16 protein-coding genes, 2 tRNA genes and 1 pseudogene are annotated in these 23,882 nt (G+C 73.6%); 10 read left to right on the top strand and 9 right to left on the bottom strand.

The features are described from left to right. Position 1 precedes the first annotated feature (1 nt). The gene (locus tag BI06_RS34320; RefSeq protein ID WP_030394158.1) at positions 2-268 is read right to left on the bottom strand and encodes a hypothetical protein; all 267 of its coding nucleotides are present in this window, start codon (positions 266-268) and stop codon (positions 2-4) included. 179 nt (positions 269-447) lie between these two features. Here BI06_RS34320 and BI06_RS34315 point away from each other — a divergent pair, with 179 nt between their 5' ends. Both BI06_RS34315 and BI06_RS55225 read left to right on the top strand, forming a co-directional pair. Next, the gene (locus tag BI06_RS34315) at positions 448-1,245 is read left to right on the top strand and encodes a phosphoribosyl-dephospho-CoA transferase MdcG domain-containing protein (protein ID WP_051742560.1); all 798 of its coding nucleotides are present in this window, start codon (positions 448-450) and stop codon (positions 1,243-1,245) included. A gap of 282 nt (positions 1,246-1,527) precedes the next feature. Next, positions 1,528-4,020 carry a PKD domain-containing protein gene (locus BI06_RS55225; protein WP_043474837.1) on the top strand — a complete coding sequence of 831 codons (2,493 nt, stop codon included), beginning with the start codon at positions 1,528-1,530 and terminating at the stop codon, positions 4,018-4,020. A gap of 191 nt (positions 4,021-4,211) precedes the next feature. On the opposite strand, the gene BI06_RS34305 is transcribed toward BI06_RS55225, so the two are convergent. From BI06_RS34305 to snpA (BI06_RS34290), 4 genes are all read right to left on the bottom strand, one after another. Next, complete coding sequence (locus BI06_RS34305) at positions 4,212-6,311, bottom strand: phosphocholine-specific phospholipase C (RefSeq protein WP_043474836.1); 2,100 nt, start codon at positions 6,309-6,311, stop codon at positions 4,212-4,214. Positions 6,312-6,476: 165 nt separating this feature from the next. Continuing rightward, positions 6,477-7,148, bottom strand: coding sequence for a pentapeptide repeat-containing protein (locus BI06_RS34300; RefSeq protein ID WP_051742559.1), 672 nt, complete (start codon positions 7,146-7,148; stop codon positions 6,477-6,479). A 233-nt stretch (positions 7,149-7,381) separates the two neighbouring features. After that, positions 7,382-8,017, bottom strand: coding sequence for a snapalysin (gene snpA / locus BI06_RS34295; RefSeq protein WP_043474833.1), 636 nt, complete (start codon positions 8,015-8,017; stop codon positions 7,382-7,384). A 235-nt stretch (positions 8,018-8,252) separates the two neighbouring features. Further along, positions 8,253-8,900, bottom strand: a complete 648-nt coding sequence (gene snpA, locus BI06_RS34290) for a snapalysin (protein WP_030394164.1) — start codon at positions 8,898-8,900, stop codon at positions 8,253-8,255. Positions 8,901-9,242: 342 nt separating this feature from the next. Between snpA (BI06_RS34290) and BI06_RS34285 the strand changes: the two are divergent. After that, positions 9,243-10,181, top strand: a pseudogene (locus BI06_RS34285) (LysR family transcriptional regulator); the annotation flags it as partial. 215 nt (positions 10,182-10,396) lie between these two features. Here the strand turns inward: BI06_RS34285 and BI06_RS34280 are convergent. Both BI06_RS34280 and BI06_RS34275 read right to left on the bottom strand, forming a co-directional pair. Continuing rightward, positions 10,397-11,602 (bottom strand): low temperature requirement protein A, encoded by a 1,206-nt coding sequence (locus BI06_RS34280; RefSeq protein WP_051742558.1) that lies wholly within the window; start codon positions 11,600-11,602, stop codon positions 10,397-10,399. Between the two features lie 493 nt (positions 11,603-12,095). Beyond that, positions 12,096-13,802, bottom strand: coding sequence for an ABC transporter family substrate-binding protein (locus BI06_RS34275; protein WP_043474830.1), 1,707 nt, complete (start codon positions 13,800-13,802; stop codon positions 12,096-12,098). 392 nt (positions 13,803-14,194) lie between these two features. Between BI06_RS34275 and BI06_RS34270 the strand changes: the two genes are divergently transcribed. From BI06_RS34270 to BI06_RS34250, 5 genes are all read left to right on the top strand, one after another. Further along, complete coding sequence (locus BI06_RS34270; protein WP_043474827.1) at positions 14,195-15,178, top strand: ABC transporter permease; 984 nt, start codon at positions 14,195-14,197, stop codon at positions 15,176-15,178. A 16-nt stretch (positions 15,179-15,194) separates the two neighbouring features. Next, positions 15,195-16,217: an ABC transporter permease gene (locus BI06_RS34265; RefSeq protein ID WP_369826310.1), complete on the top strand. Its 1,023-nt coding sequence runs from the start codon at positions 15,195-15,197 to the stop codon at positions 16,215-16,217. After that, on the top strand, positions 16,214-18,361 hold the full coding sequence (locus tag BI06_RS34260; RefSeq protein ID WP_043474825.1) for an ABC transporter ATP-binding protein: 2,148 nt from the start codon (positions 16,214-16,216) through the stop codon (positions 18,359-18,361). The genes BI06_RS34265 and BI06_RS34260 overlap by 4 nt, the downstream gene beginning before the upstream one ends. A gap of 141 nt (positions 18,362-18,502) precedes the next feature. Further along, a tRNA-Lys gene (locus BI06_RS34255) sits at positions 18,503-18,576 on the top strand. A 153-nt stretch (positions 18,577-18,729) separates the two neighbouring features. Then, a complete protein-coding gene (locus tag BI06_RS34250; RefSeq protein WP_030394171.1) occupies positions 18,730-19,422 on the top strand; it encodes a GPP34 family phosphoprotein in 693 nt (230 codons plus the stop codon). Between the two features lie 29 nt (positions 19,423-19,451). Here the strand turns inward: BI06_RS34250 and BI06_RS34245 are convergent, their stop codons facing one another. Beyond that, the gene (locus BI06_RS34245) at positions 19,452-20,396 is read right to left on the bottom strand and encodes an alpha/beta fold hydrolase (RefSeq protein ID WP_082558890.1); all 945 of its coding nucleotides are present in this window, start codon (positions 20,394-20,396) and stop codon (positions 19,452-19,454) included. Beyond that, positions 20,393-21,217: a DUF998 domain-containing protein gene (locus BI06_RS34240; RefSeq protein ID WP_082558889.1), complete on the bottom strand. Its 825-nt coding sequence runs from the start codon at positions 21,215-21,217 to the stop codon at positions 20,393-20,395. Before BI06_RS34240 ends, BI06_RS34245 begins: the two co-directional genes overlap by 4 nt. 210 nt (positions 21,218-21,427) lie before the next feature. Here BI06_RS34240 and BI06_RS34235 point away from each other — a divergent pair. Together BI06_RS34235 and BI06_RS34230 are read left to right on the top strand one after the other, a co-directional pair. Beyond that, positions 21,428-21,501, top strand: a tRNA-Lys gene (locus tag BI06_RS34235). Positions 21,502-21,766: 265 nt separating this feature from the next. Next, positions 21,767-23,882 (top strand): transglycosylase domain-containing protein (locus BI06_RS34230; RefSeq protein ID WP_149030572.1); only part of this gene is annotated, 2,116 nt, incomplete at its 3' end.

The following is a 23,882-nucleotide window of genomic DNA, read 5'->3' as shown; positions in this document are numbered from 1 at the left end:
GTCAGCCCCAGGGGTCGCCCTCGGCGGTCATGTCCTGGCGGGCCCGCTCCTCCGCCTCCCGCTCGCCGATCGCGGCCGACTCCCGGGCCTCGCGCGCCTTCTCCGCCTCACTGCCGAAGGCGTCGGCGGCCTCGTCGTGCGCGAGCGCGGCACGCTGGGCGGCGTCGTTCATCGCGGTGGTGTCCTGCTCGGGGCCCCCGCCGAGCGAGGACCTGGCCTCCTCGGCGGAGTGCTGCGCCTTGTGGCGGAACCTGTCGAAGATGCCCATGACTCCTCCTCCGGGCGAATTCCGGTTTGCCCCCACTCTCACACCGCAGTGCCGGGGCCGCACCCGCTGGCATTGAGCCCTTGGTCCCTGGTGGTGGGCGCCGAAAGGCCGTAGCCGGGGCAAGCGGGCGGGGGAAGGCTGGGAACCGTCAGCCGGTCCGTCCACCCCAGGAGCCCGCCGTGACCGTCGCCGCCCGCCCCCGTGTCCCCCGTCCGAGTGAGGACCCGCACGGCGGGCCGCGCCGACTGGTCGGCTCACTGGCCGCACTCGGCGGACGGCTGCCCGGCGCCCACGACCTGCTGCTGATGCAGTGCACCGGCTCCCTGCGGCCCCTCGACGGCGGCGAACTTCCCGCCTGGGCCCGACAGGTACTGCGCGCGCATCCCTGGGTGACGGTCGCGCGGGCCCCCTCGGTGGCGGGGTCACCCGTCGACACCCCGCATCCCGTGCGCTGCACCCGGGACGTGTCGGCCGCCGCCGAGACCTGGATCCCGGTCACGGTGCGCGGTCCCGAACGCGGGCAGAGGTTGGACGCACTGGCACCACGGGCGGCGGTGGCCCGCACGCTGCGCCCCGAGCAACTGCCGGACCGGCTCGGCCTGCTGCCGCCCGGGCGAACCGCCGCGATCCCGGCCCTGGCGGTGCTGCCCGCCGCCGGGCAGCTGATCGCGGACCACCGGCTGGCCTGGGGCCCGATCGGCGCGATCGGCTACGAGCTGGCCACCGGCGAACCGGTGGCGGGCCCGCTCAGCCCCCTGCGGGTGGTGCTGCGCGCCCCGCAACCGGTCAGCCGCCGCGACGCGCTGCAGCTGCGGCGGGCGCTGAGCAGGCTGCGGGTACCGATCCAGGCCGAGCTGGAGACGCGTCATGGAGCGGTACTGCTGGCCGAGTACGCGGCCTCGCCGCTCGCGCTCACCCTGTTGACGCCGGACGGACCCCGGGAGGTCCACGACCCCTGGTTCCCCCGGGAGTTGTGAATCATCGGGCTCCGCGACCGAGGACGACCAAGGGTTCCTCGAAGGGCTGTTGAGCGCGCCGCCCCGCCGACGACCTCAAGAGCGAGTGATCACCCGGTTACCCAACGCTTTCTCGGGCGGCCGCCCGGGCCAACCGCACCCCGCGGCCGGGAACGTCCGACCCCACCCCCATAATTCTCACCAATGCTCCGCAGACACTCCATCGGGTCGGACACGGCCCGACCGGGTCGGGACCGGCCGCGAGTGTCGCGGCTTTGACGACTCTTGGGGGAGAAGTACACCGTGCGCATCCGTCACACGGCCGGCCTGGGCGCCGCCGTGGTCTCCGCCGTGGTGAGCCTGCCGCTGCCCGCGACGGCGGCCGAACCGGCCGCCGTCCTGTACGTCCAGGGCTCCGACGGCGCCTGCACGAACAGCGGTCCGGGCACCCGGGCCCAGCCGTTCTGCACCATCCAGGCCGCCGCCGACCAGGCGCTGCCGGGCCAGACCGTGGAGGTCGCCCCGGGCACCTACGCCGAGGACCTGGTCATCAAGCGCTCCGGCGAGCCCGGCAAGCCGATCACCTTCCGCGGGGGCGGCAGTCTCCTCGACCGGAAGTCCTTCCCGGTCGTCAGCAGTGCGCAGAAGCAGCCGGTGAAGATGTCCGGCCGGCACGACATCGTGTTCTCCGGCTTCAACCTGACCCACTTCGAACTCGACGCCGTCAGCCGGGTCGAGCTCTCCGGCAACTGGATCCAGCAGCCGAACGGCGACATCCTCCGGCCCGCCGTGAGCATCACCGGTGCCAGCGACGGCGTCCGGGTCGAGCGCTCGCTCGTCAGCCTGCCCCACGGCGGCGTGAAGGTCGGTCCGGGCGCCACCGGGACGGTGATCGCCGGCAACGACTTCAGCGCCACCTTCGGGTCGGCCGTGTCGGTGACCGACGCGCCGAACACGGTCATCACCCACAACACCGTGCGCTACCAGTGGAACGTGTCGACCGCGATCGACCTGGCCGGCGCGTCCCACCACGCGACGATCACCAACAACGTCGCCGACGGGTCCGTCGTCCAGGTGTCGGCCGGCTCGACCGAGGGCACCGTCCTCGACCACAACACCGTCGTGTCGCCCTCTCCCGGTAACATCCCGGTCTACAAGTGGGGCGGCGCCGACTACCTGGAGGCCCCGCAGCTGAAGGCCGCGACCGGCCAGGGCGCCCACGACCTGAACCCGTACTCGATGAGCTTCGACTTCGACCAGTTCCCGTTCTCGGTGCCGACGGCCGTGCTCGACACCTGGCAGCCCGGCATCGTGGTCGACTCCGCCGGTCCCGACGTGCCCGGCACCCCGGCCGTCGACCTGTTCGGCCACCGCCCGATCGACCACCCCGACGCCCCCGACGCCGGCCCGAGCGGCGCGTTCCGCGACCGCGGTGCCTACGAGGTCGTCGGCTCCTTCAAGGCCGACCTCAAGGTGACCCCGGAGAGCGGCTCCGACCCGCTGGCCGTCCGGATCGACGCCAACCCCGTCATGCCGACGCGGATCGCCAACTACTCCTACGACTTCGGCGACGGCACCACGGTCTCCGGACCCGACCGCCCCGTCGAGCGCCACGTGTACGCCAAGCCCGGCAACTACACGGTGAAGCTCACGGCCACCGACGAGCTCGGTGCCACCCTGACGGGCCAGCGGTGGTTCAGCGTCGACTACACCCCGGCCGGCTACACCGCGATCGCGCCGACCCGTGTCCTGGACACCCGTGAGGCCGGCAGCCGCTACCCGCGGCTCGGCGCCGGCGAGACCATCGCCCTGGACGTCCGCAAGCCCGGCTCCGCCACCCTGGTGCCCGCGGGTGCCACCGCCGTCGTGCTCAACCTGACCGCGACCGAGGGCACCGCCGACAGCCACCTGGACGTCTACCCGTCCGCCGCCGCCCGGCCGACCACCTCGAACGTGAACTTCGGCCCCGGCCAGGACGTCGCCAACCTGGTGACCGTCCCGATCGGCCCGGACGGCAAGGTCGTGGTGCGCAACAACTCGGGCACCGTGCACGCCGTCGCCGACGTCCTCGGCTACTTCACGGCCGCCGCCCCCGACCGCTTCACCTCCCTCGCCCCGGCCCGGCTGCTCGACACCCGCTCCGACGCCACCCCGCTGACCGGCGGCACCCCCCGACGCCTCCAGGTCGCCGGCACCGGCGGCGTCCCGGCGGGCGCCACCTCCGCGGTGCTCAACGTCACCGCCACCGAGTCCGCCTCGGCCGGCTTCGTCGCCGTCTACCCCGGCGGCGCGGCCCGCCCCGCGGCCGGCTCCAACCTCAACACCGCCCCCGGCCGGGACATCGCCAACCAGGTCGTCGTCCCGCTCGGCGCCGACGGCAGCATCGAGCTGTTCACCAACGCCGCGAGCTCCCACCTCGTGGTGGACGTCTCCGGCTACTACAGCCCGGACGGCAAGGGCCTGTTCACCCCGGTCACCCCGACCCGCCTGCTGGACTCGCGGGGCAACGTCACCTTCGCGCCGTTCACCAGCCAGCGGGTCTGGCGCGTGCCCACCGGCGCGAGCGCCGCGGTGGTCAACCTGACCGCGACCGGGACACTCGGTGCCACCCACCTCACCGCGTGGGCCACCGGGACGGCCAAGCCCGACACCAGCAACCTCAACGCCACCCCCGGGATGGACGTCTCCAACCACACCACCATCCCGGTCGGCCCCGAGGGCACGTTCGAGATCGCCAACCACGGCGGCACCACCGACGTGATCGCCGACCTCTTCGGCTACTACCGCAACCAGTAGCAGCGGCCCGGAGAACCGAAGAACGCCTGAGGCCCGGCTCCCTCCCACGGGGGAGCCGGGCCTCAGGGCGGCGTCACAGGTTCCTGGGCCGACGCGACCGCAGGCCGGTCCGTCCGTCACCGTCCCAGAAACTGTTGTGCAACTGATCGACTGCGCCGGAGCGAGTGACCACCCGGTTGCCCGACACTTTCTCAGCCGGTGATGCTGGCCGTGCCGGTCTCCAGGTGGCCGGTGAAGCGCTGGGACCAGGTGGCGTCCACGTTCACCGTCACGGTGAAGTCGTACCAACCGTTGGTGTAGGCGACGGCGTTGAAGTAGTCCGTCACGCTGCCGCCGGCCGGGACCTGGTAGGTCCAGGGGCCGTCGGTGCGGTAGTTGGTCGAGGTGATGGTGAAGGTCATCGCCGTGGTGCCGGTGTTGGTGAGCTGGAAGTACACCGCGAGCTTGCCCGTGCCCGGCTCGACCGCGTAGGAGCAGGTGACGGCCGCGTTCTTGCCGGCCTTGTTGGCGTCGCCCTTGAAGCGGCGGAGGAAGCGGTTGGGGCCGATCACGCTCAGGTCGTAGGGGCCGCCGCCGAAGCCGGTGCCGCAGTTGAAGAAGTCGCTCTGGTTGCCGCCGGGGTCGACGGTGTACTGCCAGGGGCCGCCGCTGCGGTAGGCGTTGGCGTAGGCGGCGAAGTGGGCGGACTTGGTCGCCACCGCGCCCTCGTTGGCCATCTTCAGCCAGACCTTGATGGCGCCGGCCGAACCGTACTCCAGGTGGTCCAGGTTGGCGTTCGGCTGGTGGGGCAGGGCGCGGGCCGGGCGCGTGCCGGGCTCCTGGGTGGGGAGCTTGTTGTCCACCGGGGCCGGGTTGGGCAGCGGGCCGCAGCTGGACATCCCGACCACCGCGCCGGCCGTGTCGGGCAGCCCGGGCAGGCCGTAGACCGGGTTGGCGAAGTCGAACAGGCCGGTCAGGTCGCCGCAGACCCGGCGGCGCCAGTCGCTGATGTTGACGCAGTTGGCGGGCTTGCCGATGGCGGCGGTCCACTTCTCCATGAAGCGCAGCACCGAGGTGTGGTCGAAGACCTCGGAGGAGACCCAGCCGCCGCGGGTCCACGGGGAGACGGCGATCAGCGGGACCCGGAAGCCGAGGCCGAGGTTGGTGCCGCCGTAGAACTCGCCCGGGGTGCCGGCCGGGGCGGCGGGCGGCGGGACGTGGTCGAAGAAGCCGTCGTTCTCGTCGTAGTTGAGGAACAGGACGCTGGAGTTGAAGACGTCCGTGTCCGCGTTGAGCGCGTCGATCACCCGGTGGACGAAGTGCGCGCCGTCGGCCGGGGTGGCGTAGGGGTGCTCGGAGACCTCCTGGTTGGGGACGATCCAGGAGACCTGCGGGAGCGTCCCGGCCAGCACGTCGGCCTTGATCGCGGCGACGATGTCGTCCGGGGTCTTCCCGGTGACCTTGGGGACGGAGCCCATGCCCTTGACGGCGAGCGGGCTGCCGGCCGGCGCGTTGGCGAACTGGGTGAAGTAGGCCAAGGCGTTGTCGCCGTAGTTGTCGGCGGCGTTCTGGTAGACCTTCCAGCTGACGCCCGCGTTCTCCAGCGCCTCGGCGTAGGTCTGCCAGCGCAGGCCCTTCTCGTCGCCGCCGTCGTAGGCCGGGCCGCCCGCCGCGCCGGTGGGGTCGATCTGGCCGGACCAGTGGTAGGTGCGGTTGGGGCCGGTGGCGCTCAGCATCGAGCAGAAGTAGGCGTCGGCGATGGTCCAGTTCTCGGCGAGCGCGTAGTGGAACGGGATGTCCTGGCGGGTGAGGAAGCCGAGCGGGCGGTTGTTGCCCTTGGCCGCCACCCAGGAGTCCATCTTGCCGCCGTTCCAGGCCCGGTGCTGGTCCCCCCAGCCGTGGGCGAGGTCGCCGTTGCACTGGGCCAGGCGCTCCGGGTCGGCGCCGCCGGCCGGCTTGGTGAGGCTGAACTGCCACGGGTACTGGCGGCCCAGGCCGTTGGGCTGGTTGAAGACGGAGTAGCCGCCGGCGATCTGGATGGCGGAGCGGTCCGCGAAGCCGCGGACGCCGCGCAGCATGCCGAAGTAGTGGTCGAAGCTGCGGTTCTCCTGCATCAGGATCACGATGTGCTTCGCGTCGGCGAGGGTGCCGGTCTGCGACAGCGCCGCCGAGGGGGCAGTGGCGGGCACCTCCCCCGGCGCTCCGGCGGCCGGGGCGGCCCCCGCTCCGGTGCTGCCGGCACCGGCCGCGGCGAGGCCCGCGGCGGCGGCGCCGGACATGGTCACGAACTTCCTACGACTCAACTCGGCCATCAGCCCAGCCCGTCCCTTCACTGGCGAGGTTGTGCACACAACTCGGGCCCACTCGATCGCGCAGCATCTTCCACCCGCCCGGAACGACCCGACCAGAGGCCGGGGGCAGGTTTGTCGGACTGTTCTCCCGGCCGTCACCGAACGACCGGGAGCTGAACGGGCGGCTCAGTCGTCCTTCACCGTGATGCCCAGGGCCTGGGCGAACTGGGGAGCCAGTTCGAGGAGTTGGGTGGAGCTGATCAGGGCGCCGCGCAGGCCCTGGTGGCCGTCGGGGAGGTCGAGGGAGACGGCGCCGCGCAGGTCGACACCGCTCAGGGTGGCGCCGCGCAGCCGGACCTCCTCCAGGGTGGAGCCGGGGAAGGACACCCCGGTGAGCTTCGCGTCGCCGAAGTCGACGTCGCGCAGCAGGCAGTCCTCGAAGACGACGTCGCGCAGGACGGCGGCGCGCAGGTTGACCGCCTCCAGCTTGCAGCCGCGCAGCACCACCCGGCGCAGCGCGGCGCCGTGGGCGGCGATGCCGGCCAGGACGCCGCCGGTGACGGCGCTGTCCTGCCACTCGCTGTCGACGAGGTCGCACGCCACCCAGCGGCCGGCCTGCGACCAGACCTCGTTGAACCGGGCCTGGCGGAGCTTGACGCCGCTCAGGGCGACGCCGGTCAGGGCGCACTCCAGGAAGGTGGCGCCGGCGGCCGACTGGTCGGTGTACTCGCCGCCGTCGAAGTGGACGGTGTCGTAGCGGTCGTCGCCGCGCAGCGGACCGCGGTGCGGGACCAGGTGGTCCGCGTACGGCAGGTCCTCCAGGCGGTCGGGGACGTGCTGGGGCTTGGACGGCGGCATGGCGGCGGCACCTCGTGGTCGGCGGCGGACTGGTCCTCGTCCGCATGCTCGCACGGGGCACCGACAGTGCCGGGGGGCGGCGCGAGCGGGCGCGGCGGTGGCACGGTGGGGCGCCCACCGCCGGCCCTGCTCAGGTGCGCCTCCAGGACATTCCCGGGGCGGGAACGCACGCGGGGCGGCCCGGTCGCCGGGGTTCCGGCGACCGGGCCGTCCACTGCGGTGCGGGAGGAGGATCAGCCGGCCAGGCCGTTCCGCCACAGGGTGTTGACCCGGCTGCGCTCGGCGCTGTTCGGGTTCGGGTTGGTGCAGGAGGTGCCGGGGCCGCCACCGGACATCAGCTCGCTGCACGGGCCCGAGTAGTGGTCCGGCAGGCCGAGCACGTGGCCGGTCTCGTGCGCGACGACGCGCAGCGAGCTGTACTGGCGGTTCTGCGCGTAGTCGAGGAAGACGTAGCCGCTGCCGTGGCCGTCGGTGCTCGCGTAGGAGCCGCGCGAGTCGTTGCCCTCGTAGTAGCGGAAGTCGGCGGCCGAGCCGGAACGAAGCTGCACGTTGGTGACCGAGCTGTTCCAGATCTGCGCGCTCTGGGCTATCTGGTTGCGGAAGGTGGGCGCGCTGCTGGCGTCGTAGGTCACGGTGACGGCGAGCAGGAACGGGTTGGCGGCCTGCTTGGCCCGCGCGGACTTCATGACGGCCTCGTAGAACGCCTTGTTGTTGGCGTCCTCGGTGGGCGAGCCGGCGTAGGCGGAGCCCGAGGCGGTGTAGCCCTGGGTCGGCGCGGCGGCGGCGGCGGTGGTGGTCGGCAGGACGGCCAGACCGGCGGCGAGCGCCAGTCCGACGGCGGCGGAAAACGTGCGCGAGACACGGTTCATGTGGGGGCTCCCGTTCAAGGACCGAGGGATGGGGGTTACTGCGGGTGGGGGTGCTTCGGTGCTGCGGTGGTGCGGGCGCGCCGGACCGGCCGGAGGGGCGGCCGGGCGGCGCGCGTCGGGGGGCCGCCCGCCGGACGGGCGGGCCGCGAAGGGTGGACCGGCAGGTCGGCAGGCCGCCGGGCCGGAAGGCCGGAGAGGAAACAGGTCAGCAGGTCAGCGGGCCGGAAGACCGGCGTCAGCCCGCCAGGCCGTTGCGCCAGAGGGAGTTGACCCGGCTGCGCTCGGCGCTGTTCGGGTACGCGTTGGTGCAGGACGGGCCGGGGCCGCCACCGGACATCAGCTCGCTGCACGGGCCCGAGTAGTGGTCCGGCAGGCCCAGCACGTGGCCGGTCTCGTGGGCGGTCACCCGCACCGAGGAGTACTGCTGGTTCTGGGTGTAGTCGAGGAAGATGTAGCCCTGGCCGTGGCCGTCGGTGCTCGCGTAGGAGCCGTTGTCCGGGTCGTCGCCCTCGTAGTAGGCGAAGTCGGCGCCGGAGCCTTCCTGCAGCCGGACGTTGGCGACCGAGCCGTTCCAGATCTGCGCGCTGCGGGCTATCTCCGCCGCGAAGGAGGGCGCGTTGCTCGCGTCGTAGGTGACCACGACGGCCCGCAGGTACGGGGTGGCGGCCTGCTTGGCCCGCGCGGACTTCATGACGGCCTCGTAGAAGGCCCGGTCGTCCGCCTTGCCGGCGCTCTTCGCGGCGGCGCCCGGGGTGTACCCGTGGGCGGCGGCCGGACCGGGGGCGGTCACCGGGGCGGCGGTGGCGGCGGCGGGCAGGGCGGCCGTTCCGAGGGCGAGGGCGATTCCGAGCGCGAGGGAAAGCGTTCGCGGCACGCGGTTCATGTGGGGGCTCCGATTCGCGAGTGCGCCGCGGACGGTGGGGGCCGGACCGCGGGCATCGGATGAATGCTTGCTGCCCACAGAGCTTCGGCCAGGCCGGCGGCCCGGCGGATGATGTCAACCGGCGATAGCCCGAACCAATCACCCGCACCCGCCGGGGATCGGTCCGGGAGATCGGCCCGGGAGTCGGCCGGGTGTCGCCCAGGGGTCGTCCGGGGGTCGTCCGGGGGGCGTCCGGGATCCGCCCGTGCGGTCCGGCGCCCGTGCCCCTGCCGACCCGACAGCCTGTCATGTCCCTGGCGTCATACCGTTTTGGCCGTTACGCTCCCCTGTGTGGAGCTCGACGTGAGACACCTGCGGGTGCTGTGCGCGATCGCCGACACCGGAAGCCTCCGCAAGGCCGCGCTGCAGCTCGGGATGACCCAGCCGTCGCTCACCACCCAGCTGCACCGCATCGAACGGGCTGTCGGCGGAACGCTGTTCACCCGGGAGCAGACCGGCAGCCGGCCGACCGCGCTCGGCCACTCCGTGCTGTCCAGAGCCAGACCGGTGATCGCCGAGATGGCCGCGCTGGTCGCCGCCGCGCGCCAGGAGGCCAGGGAGGCCGCCGGCGGCGAGCGGGCCCGCCGGCTGCGCATCGGCAGCGTCGGCAGCCGGGCGGTGGCCGCGTGGCTGCGCCGGGTGCACGAGCGGCTGCCGGAGACCGACACCACGATCCAGATCGACATCTCCGCCAACGCCCTGCTCCGGATGATCGCCGCCGACCAGCTGGACGTCGCCTTCGTGCACGAGAGCGAGGGCTTCCCGGTGCGGCTGCCGCCGGACGCCGAGCACCGGGTGCTGCTCGCCCGCGAGCCGCAGTTCGTCGCGCTCACCTCGGGCCATCCGGCGGCCGCGCGGCAGGTGGTCCGGCTGGCCGAACTCGCCGAGGACACCTGGATGGTGGACCCGACCGCCGACCACGAGTACGCCGCCATGCGCCGGGTGTTCCGCGCCGCCGGGCTCAATCCGCGCGTGGTCCAGGTCCGGGACAACGCCACCGCCGCCGAGCTGGTCGCCTCCGGCGAGGCGGTCCGCCCCTGCCAGCCGACCTCACTGCCCGGACCGGGCACCGTCGTCCGGCGGCTGCAGGGCGACCCGCTGACCGTGCGGCTGCTCCTGGTCTGGCGGCCGCGCGCCCTCGGCCGGCCGGCCCGCGAGGCGCTGTACGAGGAGCTGCGGGCGGCCTATCTGGACCTCGCCCAGGCCAGTCCCGCGTACCGGGCCTGGCTGTCCGGGCACGGCGAGGTCCTGCACGGCCTGCTGGGGCCCTCGACGGCCGACCCGCCGCGCGCGGACGCACCGGTCGCGGCGGGCCTCGCTACCGGAGCGGGCCCGATCACCGCCGCCACCGGGGCGGGCCCAGTCACCGCCGCCGCCGGGGCGGGCAGCGGGAGCAGGCCCACCGCCGCGAACCGGTCGAACGGCTCCACCGCCCCGGCCGGCCCCGCCGCGCTCGCTCAGCGCTCCCTGGCGTGCAGCGCCACCCCGACCGCCACCGTCAGCGCCGTCACCAGGCCCGCCACCAGGACCCCGGAGCCGCCCGCCGCCGTACAGGCGAGCACCGCCACCGAGGCGACCGGCAGCAGCGCCTGAGCCGCGCCGGTCTTGACGTGCCGGGAGTGCAGCGCCCACACGGTGACGAGGTAGAGCGCGGTCGGCACGGTCACCGTCGCGGTGGCGGCCGTCTCGGACACGTGCGCCTTGTGCACGGCCGATTCGACCGCCACCTCCAGCCCGGAGCCGATCGCCGCCGCCGCGCCGAAGACCAGGTAGTGGCCGTACCCCCAGAGGAAGGCCTGCCGGTTGGAGCGCAGATGGTCGTGCACCGGCCGGGCGAAGTAGATCCACCAGGCCGAGAAGCAGATCAGCAGACCGCCGGCCGCGACCGGCAGCAGCCGGGTCAGCCCCTCGTGCTCGTCCACCGCGGACTGCACCGCGACGGTCGCCGCCGCCACCGTCTCACCGAGCACGATCAGCGTGAACAGGCCGTACCGCTCGGCGATGTGGTGCGGGTGCCAGGAGGTCTGCATCCGCAGTTCGGCGACCACCGGCACGGACAGCTCGGCCAGGATCCCGATCGGGATGACCACCGCCCGGACGTCGTGCGGGAGCACCAGCACCACGGCCCAGCCGATCTGGCAGAGGGTGATCCCGGCGGCGTAGCGCAGCGCCACACCGCGCGCCGGCCCCTCCTCGGCGGCCGCCGCGCGCAGCCACTGGGTGACCATGGCCAGCCGCATCACCACGTAGCCGACCACCGACAGCACGATGTCCTGGTCCGCGAAGAGCCGCGGCACCCCGGCCGCGAGGATGAGCACACCGGCGATCTGGACCAGGGTGGTGACCCGGTACGGCACGTCGTCGCAGTCGTAGGCGGAGGCGAACCAGGTGAAGTTCATCCAGGCCCACCAGATGGCGAAGAAGGCGAAGAAGTACCCGCTCAGCCCGTCGCCCCAGTGGCCCTCGGCGAGGTCGTGGGCCAGCTCCCGGCCGGCCTGGCCGACGGCGACCACGAAGCAGAGGTCGAAGAAGAGTTCCAGCGGGGTGGCGACCCGGTGCGGCTCCTCCCGGCCGCGCGGGACCATCCGGCGCACCGGGCGCGGGTCGGCGTGGTGCGGGCCGGCGTGGTGTGTTGGGGGGACTGCGGCGGACTCGCTGCTCATCGACGGTTCTCCGGACTGCGGACGGGCGGGCTGACCCGCCGCATCCTGGCAGCGCGCGCAGCCCCGCGCACGCACCGTCGCCCGCTCCGGCGCGGTCGGCGGAGCGCTCCGATTGCCCCGCAACGGCCCGATTTGCCCTGTCGTCAGCGAGAGTTGACGCCTCGGTGCGCGAACCGGGTGACAGCACGGCGGGTTTCCGGGCGCGCCCCGCGCGGTAGGGCGCGAGGGCCGGACCGCCCCGCTAGATTCGTCCCGGTTCGAAGCGAGCGGGGTCCGGGGACGGACCCCACGACACGGGCGGCCTGCGGGCATCGCGGAAGGTCAAGGCGGGTGGCAGGACAGCGGGGGCGGCAGCGCCGGTACCCCCGTGTCCGTACCACCGGCCTCGTGATCACCGCGCTGCTCGCCAGCGCCTGCCGTGCGCTCGCCGGCCTCCGCCGCGCGCCCGCCCCCGCTGCGGCCGTGCCTCCGGCAACGGCCCCGCCCCCGGCGGCTACTTCTCCCAGCCGACCTTGGTGTAGTCCGTGCTCGCCAGACCGAAGGCGCCGTAGTTGGCGAGCCCCTTGCGGGCCGCCACCACGGTCGGCCGCTGGTACAGCTCGAAGGTGTGGCCGAGCTCCCAGATCTTGGCGTCCGCCTGGTTGTAGAGCTTCGCGGCCTCCACCGGGTCGATCGTGCCGGCCGCCTTCTTCAGCAGTCCGTCGATCTCCTCGGTGCCCAGCTTGGAGAAGTTGCCGAACACGTTGTCGCCCTGCGGCAGCCGGAAGTTGGTGAGGCTGCTGGAGAGCGGGAACGAGTCGGTGTTGCGCCAGCTGGCGATGTCCCACTTGCCGGGGTTGACGTACTTGGTGAAGAAGTCGTTGGCCGCGACCTTGTCGACCTCCACCTTGACCCCGGCCTGCAGCCACATCGCCTGGGCGGCGGTGGCGAGGTCGACCTGGGCCTGCGGGGTGGACTCGTTGAGCACCCAGTGCAGGGTCAGCGACTGGCCGTCCTTGGTGCGCGGCTGGCCGCTGCCGGCCTCCTTCCAGCCCGCCTCGTCCAGCAGCTTCTTCGCCGCGGGCACGTCGAACTTCGCCCACTCGCCGGAGTTGTCCTGGTAGCCGGCCTGGTTGGGCATGAAGATGTGGTTGCCGAGCGGCTTGAACTCCACCGGCACACCGTTGTTGGCGATCTTGATGAGCGCGTTGCGGTCCAGCGCCTTCCCGAGCGCCTGCCGCACCTTCTGGTCCGCCAGCGCGCCGCCGCCGCCGAAGGAGATGTGCACCTCGTCCCAGGGGCTGGCCGAGCGGATCACCGCTTCCTTGGCGTCCTTGAGCTGCCCGTAGGCGGTGGCGGTGCCGGCCGTGGCGTAGTCGATCTCGTTGTTGAGGAAGGCCTGGGTGGTCGCGGACTGCGACATCACCCGGAAGACGATCCGCTCCGCCTTGGGCTTGGCACCCCACCAGTTCGGGTCCGGGACCAGGGTCAGGGTCTGCGCGGTCTTGTCGGCCGTGCCGATCTTCAGCGCGCCCGCGGTGATCGGGACCTTCTCCACCCAGCCCTTGTTGAAGTCGTCGGCGGTGGCGATCCCGGCGGCCGGGATCAGCGGGCGGAAGAGGTTCTGCCAGTCCGCGTACGTCTCGGAGAAGGTCACCTTGACCTCGGCCGGGTCGGCGCCCTGCTCGACGGCGGAGATCAGCTCGTAGCCGGCCGAGTCGGCGATGTTGTAGCCGTCCTTCTTGCCGTTGCTGGCCTCCCAGTCGGCCTTGAAGTCGAGGTAGCTCAGCGGCTTGCCGTCCGACCACTTGGCCTTCGGGTTCAGCTTGTAGGTGACCACCTGCGGCGAGGTCGAGGTGACCTTGGCGTCCACCAGGTAGTCGGCGTTCGCCTTGAAGGTGCCGGTCTCGTCGGTGGTGAAGAGGTCCGGCTCGACGGTGCGCATGATCTCGACCGCGTCGCCGTACCGGCCGTCCACCTGGAACGGGTTCCACTGGGTGATCCACTGGTAGAGCGGGAAGCGGACCTCGCCGCCGTCGCGGATCTGGTCCACCGTCTTGGCGTTGATGTCGATGGAACCCTGCCCCGGCGCCGCGCTCTTCACCGCCGTGTCCGCCGAGCCACCACCGCCGGAGCTGCACGCGGTGGCCGCGAGGGCGACGGCGAGAGCGAGGACGGCGGCGCGGCCGAGTCGGCGCGCAGGCGTGGCGGAAGCGTGCATGAGGGTTCCCCCCGTGAGGTCCGGCGAGTGGTGAGAGATGAGCGTCGCGAGGTGTGGCGAGGCTTGAGCGTGGGCAGCCAAGTCGGTGCCGGGGACCGAACGTAACAGCCGATCAGGACGAGTACCAGGGGGCGTGGTGGACACCTGATCCAAACGAAACGGGGCGCAACACGACCGCAATACCGCGGCCGTGCGCCGGTGCCAGACTCTGACCTGCGCGCTTTCCTGACCACGGTCAAGAAGGCGGCCGGGACCGCCCTCGACCCACCCGCCCCCGGTACGCCGCACCCGCATCCGCGCCACGGCGCCCCGCTCCCCCACCCTCGACCCGAAGGCCACCCTCCGATGCCCACCAGACGCGTCGGCCCCGCCCCCACCCAGGGCGGCCGCTGATGCTCCGTTACCTGACCAAGCGGTTCGCCTACTACGCCGTCCTGCTGGTCGCCGCCGTCTTCCTGGCGTACGCGCTGGCCGGCGCCGCACTGCAGCCGCGCGTCTACTTCGAGGCGAAGGTGCCGCGCCCGGCCGCCGCCTCGGTCGAGCGCCAGCTCACCGACCTCAACCTCAACGACCGCACCCCGGTCGTCGAACGGTTCGGGCACTGGGCGGGCGACCTGCTGCTGCACGGCGACCTCGGCCGCACCATCCACGACACCCCGGTGATGGACGACTTCCGCCGCCGGGTCTGGGTCTCGCTGCGGCTGCTGCTGATCGGCAGCCTGCTCGGCATGGTGCTCGGCGTCGCCGCCGGGGCGTGGAGCGCCGTGCGCCAGTACCGGATCTCCGACCGGCTGCTCACCGTGCTCTCCTTCGTCCTGCTCTCCACCCCGGTGTTCCTGGTCGCCCTCTTCCTCAAGAACGGCGCCATCGCCGCCAAGGACGCCGTCGGCCACGAGGTCGTCCCGTTCACCGGCTACGAGACCCCCGGCCTCAGCGGCGGACTCGGCGCCCACCTCGCCGACTGGGCGCTGCACCTGCTGCTGCCGACCCTCTCGCTGGCGCTCGGCGGCCTCGCCACCTACAGCCGCTACCAGCGCGGCACCATGCTCGACGTGCTCGGCTCCGACTACCTGCGCACCGCCGAGGCCAAGGGCCTCACCCGGGGCCGCGCCCTGGTCAAGCACGGGCTGCGGACGGCGGTGATCCCGATGTCGACGATGTTCGCGTACAGCTTCCTCGGCATCTTCACCGGCGCCGCGTTCACCGAGACCATCTTCGGCTGGCACGGCATGGGCGAATGGTTCATCCAGTCCGTCAACGAGCAGGACGTCAACGCGGTCGTCGCGGTCAACCTGTTCGCGGCGGTCGTGGTGCTCGCCTCCGGCTTCCTCGCCGACACCCTGCACGCCGCCCTCGACCCGCGCGTGCGGTCCTGAACCGAGGAGAGCCCTCTTGACCGCCGTCATCGCGGAGTCCGCCGGCCCCGCCGAGCCCGCCGGACCCGGTTCCCCCGCCGCTCCCGCCGTTCCCGGGCCGACCGGCCGGGGGCGGATCGTCCTCGCCCGGCTGCTCGCCGCCCGCTGGGCGGTGGTCGGCGCGGTGATCGTCCTGCTGCTGTTCCTGCTCGCCTTCGGCGGCGGGTTCCTCACGCCCTGGGACTACGCCACCCCCGACTACGGCGCGCTGCGCCAACCGCCCTCGGGCACCCACTGGTTCGGCACCAACGGGGTCGGCCAGGACGTCTTCGCGCAGACGGTCCGCGGCCTGCAGAAGTCGCTGGTCATCGGCCTGCTGGTGGCGCTCTTCTCGACCGTGCTGGCCTCCCTGGTCGGCGCCTGCGCCGGCTACTTCGGCGGCTGGACCGACCGGCTGCTGATGTTCCTGGTCGACCTCATGCTGGTCTTCCCCAGCTTCCTGGTCATCACGATCGTCTCGCCCCGGCTGAAGGGCGCCGGCTGGCTCGCCTTCGTGCTGCTGCTCGCCCTGTTCAACTGGATGATCACCGCCCGGGTGGTCCGCTCGATGACCATCTCGCTGCGGGAGCGGGAGTTCGTCCGCGCCGCGCAGTTCATGGGCGTCCGTCCGCTGCGGATCATCTCCCGGCACATCCTGCCGAACGTCGCCTCCTTCCTCATCATCGACGCCACGATCGCGGTCGGCGGCGCCGTGATGAGCGAGACCGCGCTCTCCTACTTCGGCTTCGGCGTCAAGGCGCCGGACGTCTCGCTCGGGACCCTGCTCGCCGCCGGCACCAGCGAGGCCCCGGTCTTCCCCTGGCTGTTCTACTTCGCCGCCGGGCTGCTGGTGCTCTTCGTCCTGGCGGTCAACCTGATCGGCGACGGGCTGCGGGACGCGCTCGACCCCACCTCCGAGGGCGCCCGGCGGCCCCGGCGGTCCCGGCGGTCCCGGCGGTCCCGCACCCGTGCCAGCGCCAGTGCCAGTGCCAGTGCCACGACGAAGAGGACCAGCGCGTGACCACCACCGCCACGACCACCGCCACCGGGACCCCGCTGCTGCGCGTCCGCGACCTGCGGGTCGAGTTCACCGGCCCGCGCGGCGCCGACCCCGTCCCCGCCGTGCGCGGCGTCGACCTCACCCTGCACCGGGGCGAGACCCTCGGCATCGTCGGCGAGTCCGGCTCCGGGAAGTCCGTCACCGCGCTGGCCGTGCTCGGCCTGCTGCCCGGCACCGCCCGGGTCCGGGGCTCGGTCCGGCTGGACGACCGCGAGCTGATCGGCCTGCCCGGACGCGAACTGGCCGCCGTCCGCGGCCGCCGGATCGCCATGGTGTTCCAGGACCCGCTCTCCGCCTTCACCCCCGTCTACCGGATCGGCGACCAGCTCGTCGAGGCGCTGCGGATCCACCGGCCCGGCCTCGACCGCGCCGCCGCCCGCAAGCGGGCCGCCGAACTGCTCGACCTGGTCGGCATCCCGGCCCCCGACCGCGCCCTCGACAGCTTCCCGCACGAGTTCTCCGGCGGCATGCGGCAGCGCGCCATGATCGCCATGGCCGTCGCCAACGACCCCGACGTGCTGCTCGCCGACGAACCCACCACCGCCCTGGACGTCACCATCCAGGCGCAGGTGCTCGACGTGCTGCGCACCGCCCGCCGCGAGACCGGCGCCGCGCTCGTCCTGGTCAGCCACGACCTCGGGGTGATCGCCGGGATGGCCGACCGGGTCGCGGTGATGTACGCGGGCCGGGTGGTCGAGACGGCGGGCGTGGACGAGCTGTTCGCCGCGCCGCGCCACCCGTACACGCTGGGCCTGGTCGGGGCCGTCCCCCGGCTGGACGGGAACCGCGGACCGCTGGTGCCGATACCCGGCACGCCCGCGCCGATGGCCGAACTGCCGCCGGGCTGCCCGTTCGCCGCCCGCTGCCCGCTGGTCGAGGACCGCTGCCGCACGGCCGAACCGCCGCTGACCGGCGACGGGGCGTCGGGCTCGGACCCCGGCACGGGCGCCGACGGCGCGACCGCCCACCTCGCGGCCTGCGTCCGGGCCGGCGAGCTGGCCGAACGGCGGCCCGCGCCCACCGAGGTCTACCCCGTGCCCGAGGTCCCGGCCGTGTCCGCCGCCGCACCCGTCCCCCGGGAGCAGCGCCCGCCGGTCCTGGAGGTCGAGGGGCTCACCAAGACCTTCCCGCTGCTCAAGGGCACCGTGTTCAAGCGCCGGATCGGCTCGGTGCACGCGGTGGACGGCGTCGAGCTGTCGATCCGGGAGGGCGAGACCCTCGGCCTGGTCGGCGAGTCCGGCTCCGGCAAGTCCACCACCCTGTTCGAGCTGCTGCGCCTGGCCGCCCCCGAGTCCGGGCGGATCGAGCTGCTCGGCCGGGACACCGCCGCGCTCTCCCGCGCCGAGGCCCACCGGATGCGGTCCGATCTGCAGATCGTCTTCCAGGACCCGATGGCCAGCCTGGACCCCCGGATGCCGGTCGGCGACATCGTCGCCGAACCGCTGCGCGCCCAGCGGGCCGCGAAGGAGGAGATCGCCCGCCGGGTGCCCGAACTGCTCCGCCAGGTCGGCCTCGACCCGGCCCACGCCGTCCGCTACCCGCACCAGTTCTCCGGCGGGCAGCGCCAGCGGATCTCGATCGCCCGCGCGCTGGCCGTCCGGCCCCGGCTGCTGGTCCTGGACGAGCCGGTCTCCGCGCTGGACGTCTCGATCCAGGCCGGGGTGCTCAACCTGCTCCAGTCCCTCAAGGCGGAGCTGGGCCTCTCCTATCTCTTCGTCTCGCACGACCTCTCGGTGATCCGGCACCTCGCCGACCGGGTGAGCGTGATGTACCTGGGGCGGACGGTCGAACAGGGCGAGGTGTCCGCCGTCTTCGACCGCCCGCGGCACCCCTACACCCGGGCGCTGCTCTCGGCCGTCCCGCTGCCGGACCCGGCCGCCGAACGGAGCCGGACCCGGATCCTGCTGGCCGGCGACCCGCCCTCCCCCACCGTCCGGCACACCGGCTGCCCGTTCCGCGCCCGCTGCCCGGTGTACGCGGGACTCGACGAGGGGTCACGCGGCCGGTGCGAGACGGAGGCGCCGCCGCTCACCGGCGCGGGGCCGGCCGCCGCGGGTGCGCCGGAGCCCGACCACCGGGCCGCCTGCCACTTCCCGGAGGGGTGACGGGGCGTCCGCCGCCGGGGCCTTCGAGATCCTTCTCGCCGGACCGCCGGTCACCCACCGCCTCGCGAACACGGTGGGTGACCGTCCTGTCGCGATTCGGCGGATCGGCCCGATTGCGTGTAATGTCTTCCAGGTCAGCAGGCGCCGCTAGCTCAGTTGGTTAGAGCAGCTGACTCTTAATCAGCGGGTCCGGGGTTCGAGTCCCTGGCGGCGCACAGACGGTCGAAGGCCCCCTCGCAGCAGCGAGGGGGCCTTCGGCGTTCCCGCGCACTCCCGATCGTTCCCTCCCGTTCCCCGGAAGTCCCGGAAACGGCGGCGGGTCGGCGGATAGCGTGGGTGTCCGTCCTCGCACCGGAGGTGCTGTCGCCGTGACTCCCCTCGGTCCGCCCGATCCGTACGCCGCCTCCGACCGCCTCCCGCTCTCGCTCGCGGAGGAGCTGGTCCTGCTCTTCACCGACCCGGACAGCGGCACCCTGCGGGTCTCCCGGAACGGCTTCCAGCGGGCGATCGCGGCCGCCGTGCTCGCCGAGCTGCTGCTGACCGGCGGCATCAAGGTCCAGGACCGGCGGATCACCGGATTCCGCCCGGACGGGGCGCGCGACGAGGTCACCGCCGAGGTGCTCGACCGACTGGGGCGGGCCCCGGAGTGGCGCCGGCCCGGGCTGGACGCGGCCCTGCGGCGGGTGCCGCGGGGGCCGGCGGTGCGGATCTTCCGGGAACGGCTGGTGGCGAGCGGGCACCTGACCCTCGAACACCGCCGGTTCCTCCTGCTGGTGCCGTACCGCGCCTGGCTGCCGGTACGCGCCACCGTCGGCGCCGAGATCGCCGAGCGGATCGCCGCCACCCTGCGGGGCGCTTCCGGTCCGCGCGGCGCCTCCCCCTCGGCCCAGCGGGACCTGCACCTGGCCGGACTGCTCTGGGCCGCGCAGCTGGACCGCCGGCTCTTCCCCGGCCGGGTCCACTCCGAGCTGCGGAAGTCCTTCCGGGCGGTCGCCCGGGAGCAGCCGATAGCCCGGGCCCTGCGCCGGGTGGTCGGGGCGGACAACGCCAGCGGCGGCTGAGCCGCCCCGGCGGCCCGGCCCGGCGGGGTTCAGCCCGGCCCGCGGGAGGTGTCCAGGACCGCCGAGGCCACCGCGTCCGGCCGGTCGAACATGAGCAGGTGCCCGGCCGGGGCGGTGCGCCGGTACTCCGCGCCGAGGAGTTCGGCGAGCCCCTGCTGGGCGGCCAGCCACTCCTCGGTCCGGGGGCCGCTCAGACCGTCGTCGGCGGCGAGCACGGTCACCGGCAGGCCCGCCGGCAGCGGGGCGGTGCCGCGCAGCGCGGCCAGCTCGGCGGCCATGTCCAGGTAGTGGGTGTTCTCCCGGAGCAGTGCCCGCAGCGAGCGTCCGGTGCGGTAGCAGTGCCGGACCAGCGGCGCCGGGGCGAGGTCCTCGTGCCGCACCGTGGTGGCCCGGGCGACCGTCCGGCGCACGGCGGGCCCGAGCAGGTAGGGCACGGCGACGGCGGTGGCGGCGGCCGCGGTGGCGCGCGCCGCGAGGTCCCGCAGACCGGGCGCCGGGCGCGGCCGGGGGTCCGGTTCGACGCTGCCGTCCAGCAGGACCAGCCCGGCCGTCCGCTCGGGGTACACCCGGGCGAACGCCTCGACGTGGAAGCCGGCCAGCGAGTGCCCGGCCAGCGTGCAGCGTCCGGGCAGGCCGAGCGCGTCGAGGACGGCCCGGATCCGGGCCGCCTCCCCGGCGGCGGTCGGGACGGGCCGGTCGGCCGGTTCGGGGGCGCTGAGGCCGTAGCCGGGCCGGTCGTAGCGGACGACGGTGCGGTACGGGGTGAGGAAGGGAACCACCAGGTCCCAGTCGAACCAGCTGCTGCCGAGCCCGCCGGTGAGCAGGCACACCGGCCCCCGGCCCTCGACCCGGACGTGCAGCGGGACGCCGTCGATCCGGACGAAGGCGGCCGGCGCCGGGCCGGAGCGGGAGGCGGGCGGGTCCTCGGAGCCTTCGGCCCCGCCGTTCGCGGTCGGGCCGCGATCGCCGGTCATACCGGATCCCGCCGTTCGGTCCGGGACGGCGCGGCGGCGGCCGGGGCGTCCCGGACCGTGCCGTCGACGAGCGTCCCCCGCGGTCCGGCGCAGTCCCGGCCGCCCGTCCGGCCGACGGCCGCCGCGAGCAGCGCGAGCCAGAGGGCGACGAGCAGCACCTGGAGCCGCTGGCCGGCGCCCAGCGCCCAGGTGCCGCGGCCCGCCTCGAAGGCGGCGATCGCGCCCAGGCTCCAGCCGGTGGCGAGCAGCTCGGCGCCCAGCAGCCACGGCCCGTACCGGGCCACCGGCGGCCACCGGTGGTAGCGCCGGGCGGCGACGGTGAGCGCGGTCAGCCCGCCGAGCGCGCCGAGCACGGCCAGGCTGCTGGTCACGGCGTGCGCGGTGTGGGTGGCGGGGACGAGGCCGGCGGTCTCGCGGGCGGCGCACATCTCGTCGCTGGTGGGCGCGCAGCTCAGCGGCAGCCGGGAGTCGGCGGCGGTGGCCGCGCCGAACAGGGCGAGCGCGGCCCAGCCGCCCGCCGCCCAGGGCCGCCGGACCGGGCTCCCCCCGGCCTCCGGGGGTGCCGGGCGGCGGAGGTGGAAGGCGGACAGCGCGAGCAGGGCGGCCGCCAGCACGGCGAGCCCGGCGACCAGGTCGGTGGCCCGGAAGAGGCCGCCCAGCGGCTGGTCCTCGGCGGCGAGCTCGCTGATGTAGGCCTGGACCGGGTCGAGCCCGGTGCTGAGCACCACCTCCAGGACCCACGCGGTGTAGGCCACCGCGCTGAGCAGCAGCAGGGCGGCGACGGCCCTGGCGGCGGCCTCCGGCCGGGCCGGAACGGACACCGGGGCTGACACCGGAGCGGACGCGGGTGCGGAGATCGGGGCGGGGGTGCGCCGAGCGTTCCGGCGACCGGGGTGGGAGCTGGGCACAAAACCACCCTAACCGTCGACAAACGGCACCCCAACCGGGCGGAAACGGACAGGCTGCCCCCGGTGACATCCGGGTGGTTCGAGGCACCCTTCGGAAGCGTGTATTGTTTTCCCCGTCAGCAGGCGCCGCTAGCTCAGTTGGTTAGAGCAGCTGACTCTTAATCAGCGGGTCCGGGGTTCGAGTCCCTGGCGGCGCACCGACACCGGGGAGCCTCTCGTACACACGAGGGGCTCTCCGGCTTTTCGCTGCCCATTGACGCCCGATTTGTGTGTGATGTCGGTCTCGCTTCCCGCCGTGGTGGAGCCAACCGGTACCTTCGGCGCGTTCTGGGCTGTACACCGGAAAAGGGGCAAAGGCCCCCGACCGCCGACGGTCCTGTCCGCGCGGGCCGGCCCGGCCGTACGTGCCGCCGCCCGCCCGTGCACCCTCCCCGTCGTTCGCCCGCAGGAAAGGCCGCCGCTTTGTCCCGTAACGCCCCGAGCGGCGCGCCGCGCGTCCGGAAGACCAAGGTCCGACGGCCCAGGCGCACCGGCTGGCGCCGGCTGATACCGACCTGGCGATTGACCCTGGTGGGCCTGGTGGCCTCGGTACTGCTCGGGGTCGGCCTGTTCGCCCTCGGCATCGCCCTGGTGAAGGTCCCGGACGCGCACGCGGCCGCGACCACCCAGAGCAACACCTGGCTCTACCAGGACGGCTCGGTGCTCGCCCGGACCGGCCAGACCAACCGCCAGAACGTCCCGCTGGACAAGGTCTCCCCCGCCGCGCAGCACGCGACCCTGGCCGCCGAGGACCGCAACTTCTACCACGAGGGCGCCGTCAACGTGGCCGGCATGGTCCGCGCCGCCGTCAACACCGCCAAGGGCGAGGGCACCCAGGGCGGCTCCACCATCACGCAGCAGTACGTGAAGAACACCTACCTGAACCAGCAGCAGTCGGTCACCCGCAAGGTGAAGGAACTCTTCATAGCGATCAAGGTGGACGCCACCGAGACCAAGGACGAGATCCTCTCCAGCTACCTCAACACCTCGTACTACGGGCGCGGCGCGTACGGCGTCCAGGCCGCCGCCCAGCAGTACTTCGGCGTCGACGCCGCCCAGCTCGACGCCGCCCAGGGCGCCTACCTGGCCACCCTGCTGAACGCCCCCAGCGCCTACGACGTCGCCACCGCCACCCCGGCGGGCAAGCAGAACGCGGTCAACCGCTGGAACTACGTGCTCGACGGCATGGTGAAGGAGGGCTGGCTGTCCGCCGAGGAGCGGGCCGCCACCGCCTTCCCCGAGGTCAAGGACCCGCAGGCGCAGCTCGGACTGTCCGGCCAGGCCGGCTACCTGGTCAACGCCGCGACCGAGTACCTCACCACCAACCAGGTCATCGGCGAGTCGGAGCTGGCCAAGGGCGGCTACACGATCAAGCTCACCGTCGACCCGACCCGCCAGCAGGCCCTGGAGGACTCCGTCCAGGCCCAGCTGCACGACACCCTCAACCCGGACAAGCGGAAGAAGGACGCCGCCGTCCAGGCCGGTGCCGCCTCGGTGGACCCGAAGACCGGCGCCGTGGTCGCCCTGTACGGCGGGGTCGACTACACCAAGCACTACATCGACAACGCGACCCGGCGGGACTACCAGTCGGGCTCGACCTTCAAGGCGATCGCACTGGCGGCGGCCCTGGAGAACAACGCCAAGACCCAGACCGGCCAGGCCGTCACCCCGCGCACCGTCTACGACGGCACCAGCGAGCGCAAGGTCCGCGGCGGGAAGGGCACCGCGTACGCGCCGCCGAACGAGGGCGACAAGAGCTACGGCCAGATCACCCTCCAGCAGGCCACCGACTGGTCGGTGAACTCGGCCTTCGCCCAGCTCGCCCAGGACACCGGGCTGGCGAAGGTGCGGGACACCGCGATCGCGCTCGGCCTGCCCAGCAACACCCCCGACCTGAACGTGGTGCCGTCGATCCCGCTGGGCACCTCCACCCCCAGCGTGCTCGACATGGCGGGTGTGTACGCCACGCTGGACAACGGCGGCAAGCAGATCACCCCGTGGCTGGTGCAGTCGGTGGACCGCGAGGGCGAGGCGGTCGCGCTGCCCGCCCACAAGACCACCCAGGCGGTGAGCGAGCAGACCGCGCGCCAGGTCACCTCGATGCTCCAGGGCGTGGTGGCCGACCAGGGTGGCACCGGCTGGCGGGCCAAGGCGCTGGGCCGCCCGGCCGCGGGCAAGACCGGCACCACCGACGAGCACCGGTCGGTGTGGTTCGTCGGGTACACCCCGGAGCTTGTCACCTCGGTCGCGCTGTTCGGCCAGGACCCCGGCACCGGGGCCCAGGTCAGCCTGAACGGCACCGGCGGACTCGACGGCGCGGCGGGCGGCCAGTACCCCGCGCAGATCTGGACCGCCTACATGAAGGCGGCGCTCAAGGGCCAGCCGGTCTCCGACTTCCCCGCGCCCGCGGGCGCCGACGACTCGGGGCGTGGCGGCTGGGGCTCCTCCGGGGCCGGCGCCTCGCCCAGCCCCTCGGGCGGCGCGAGCTCCGCGCCGGCCACCCCGGACGGGTCGGCGACGCCCTCCGGCCCGCCCTCGC

This window comes from Kitasatospora sp. MBT66, from assembly GCF_000710405.2.
In the GTDB taxonomy this organism is placed as follows: Bacteria; Actinomycetota; Actinomycetes; order Streptomycetales; family Streptomycetaceae; genus Kitasatospora; species Kitasatospora purpeofusca.
The sequence above is the reverse complement of the archived record's forward strand: the minus strand, read 5'-3'. Positions and strand labels throughout refer to the sequence as shown.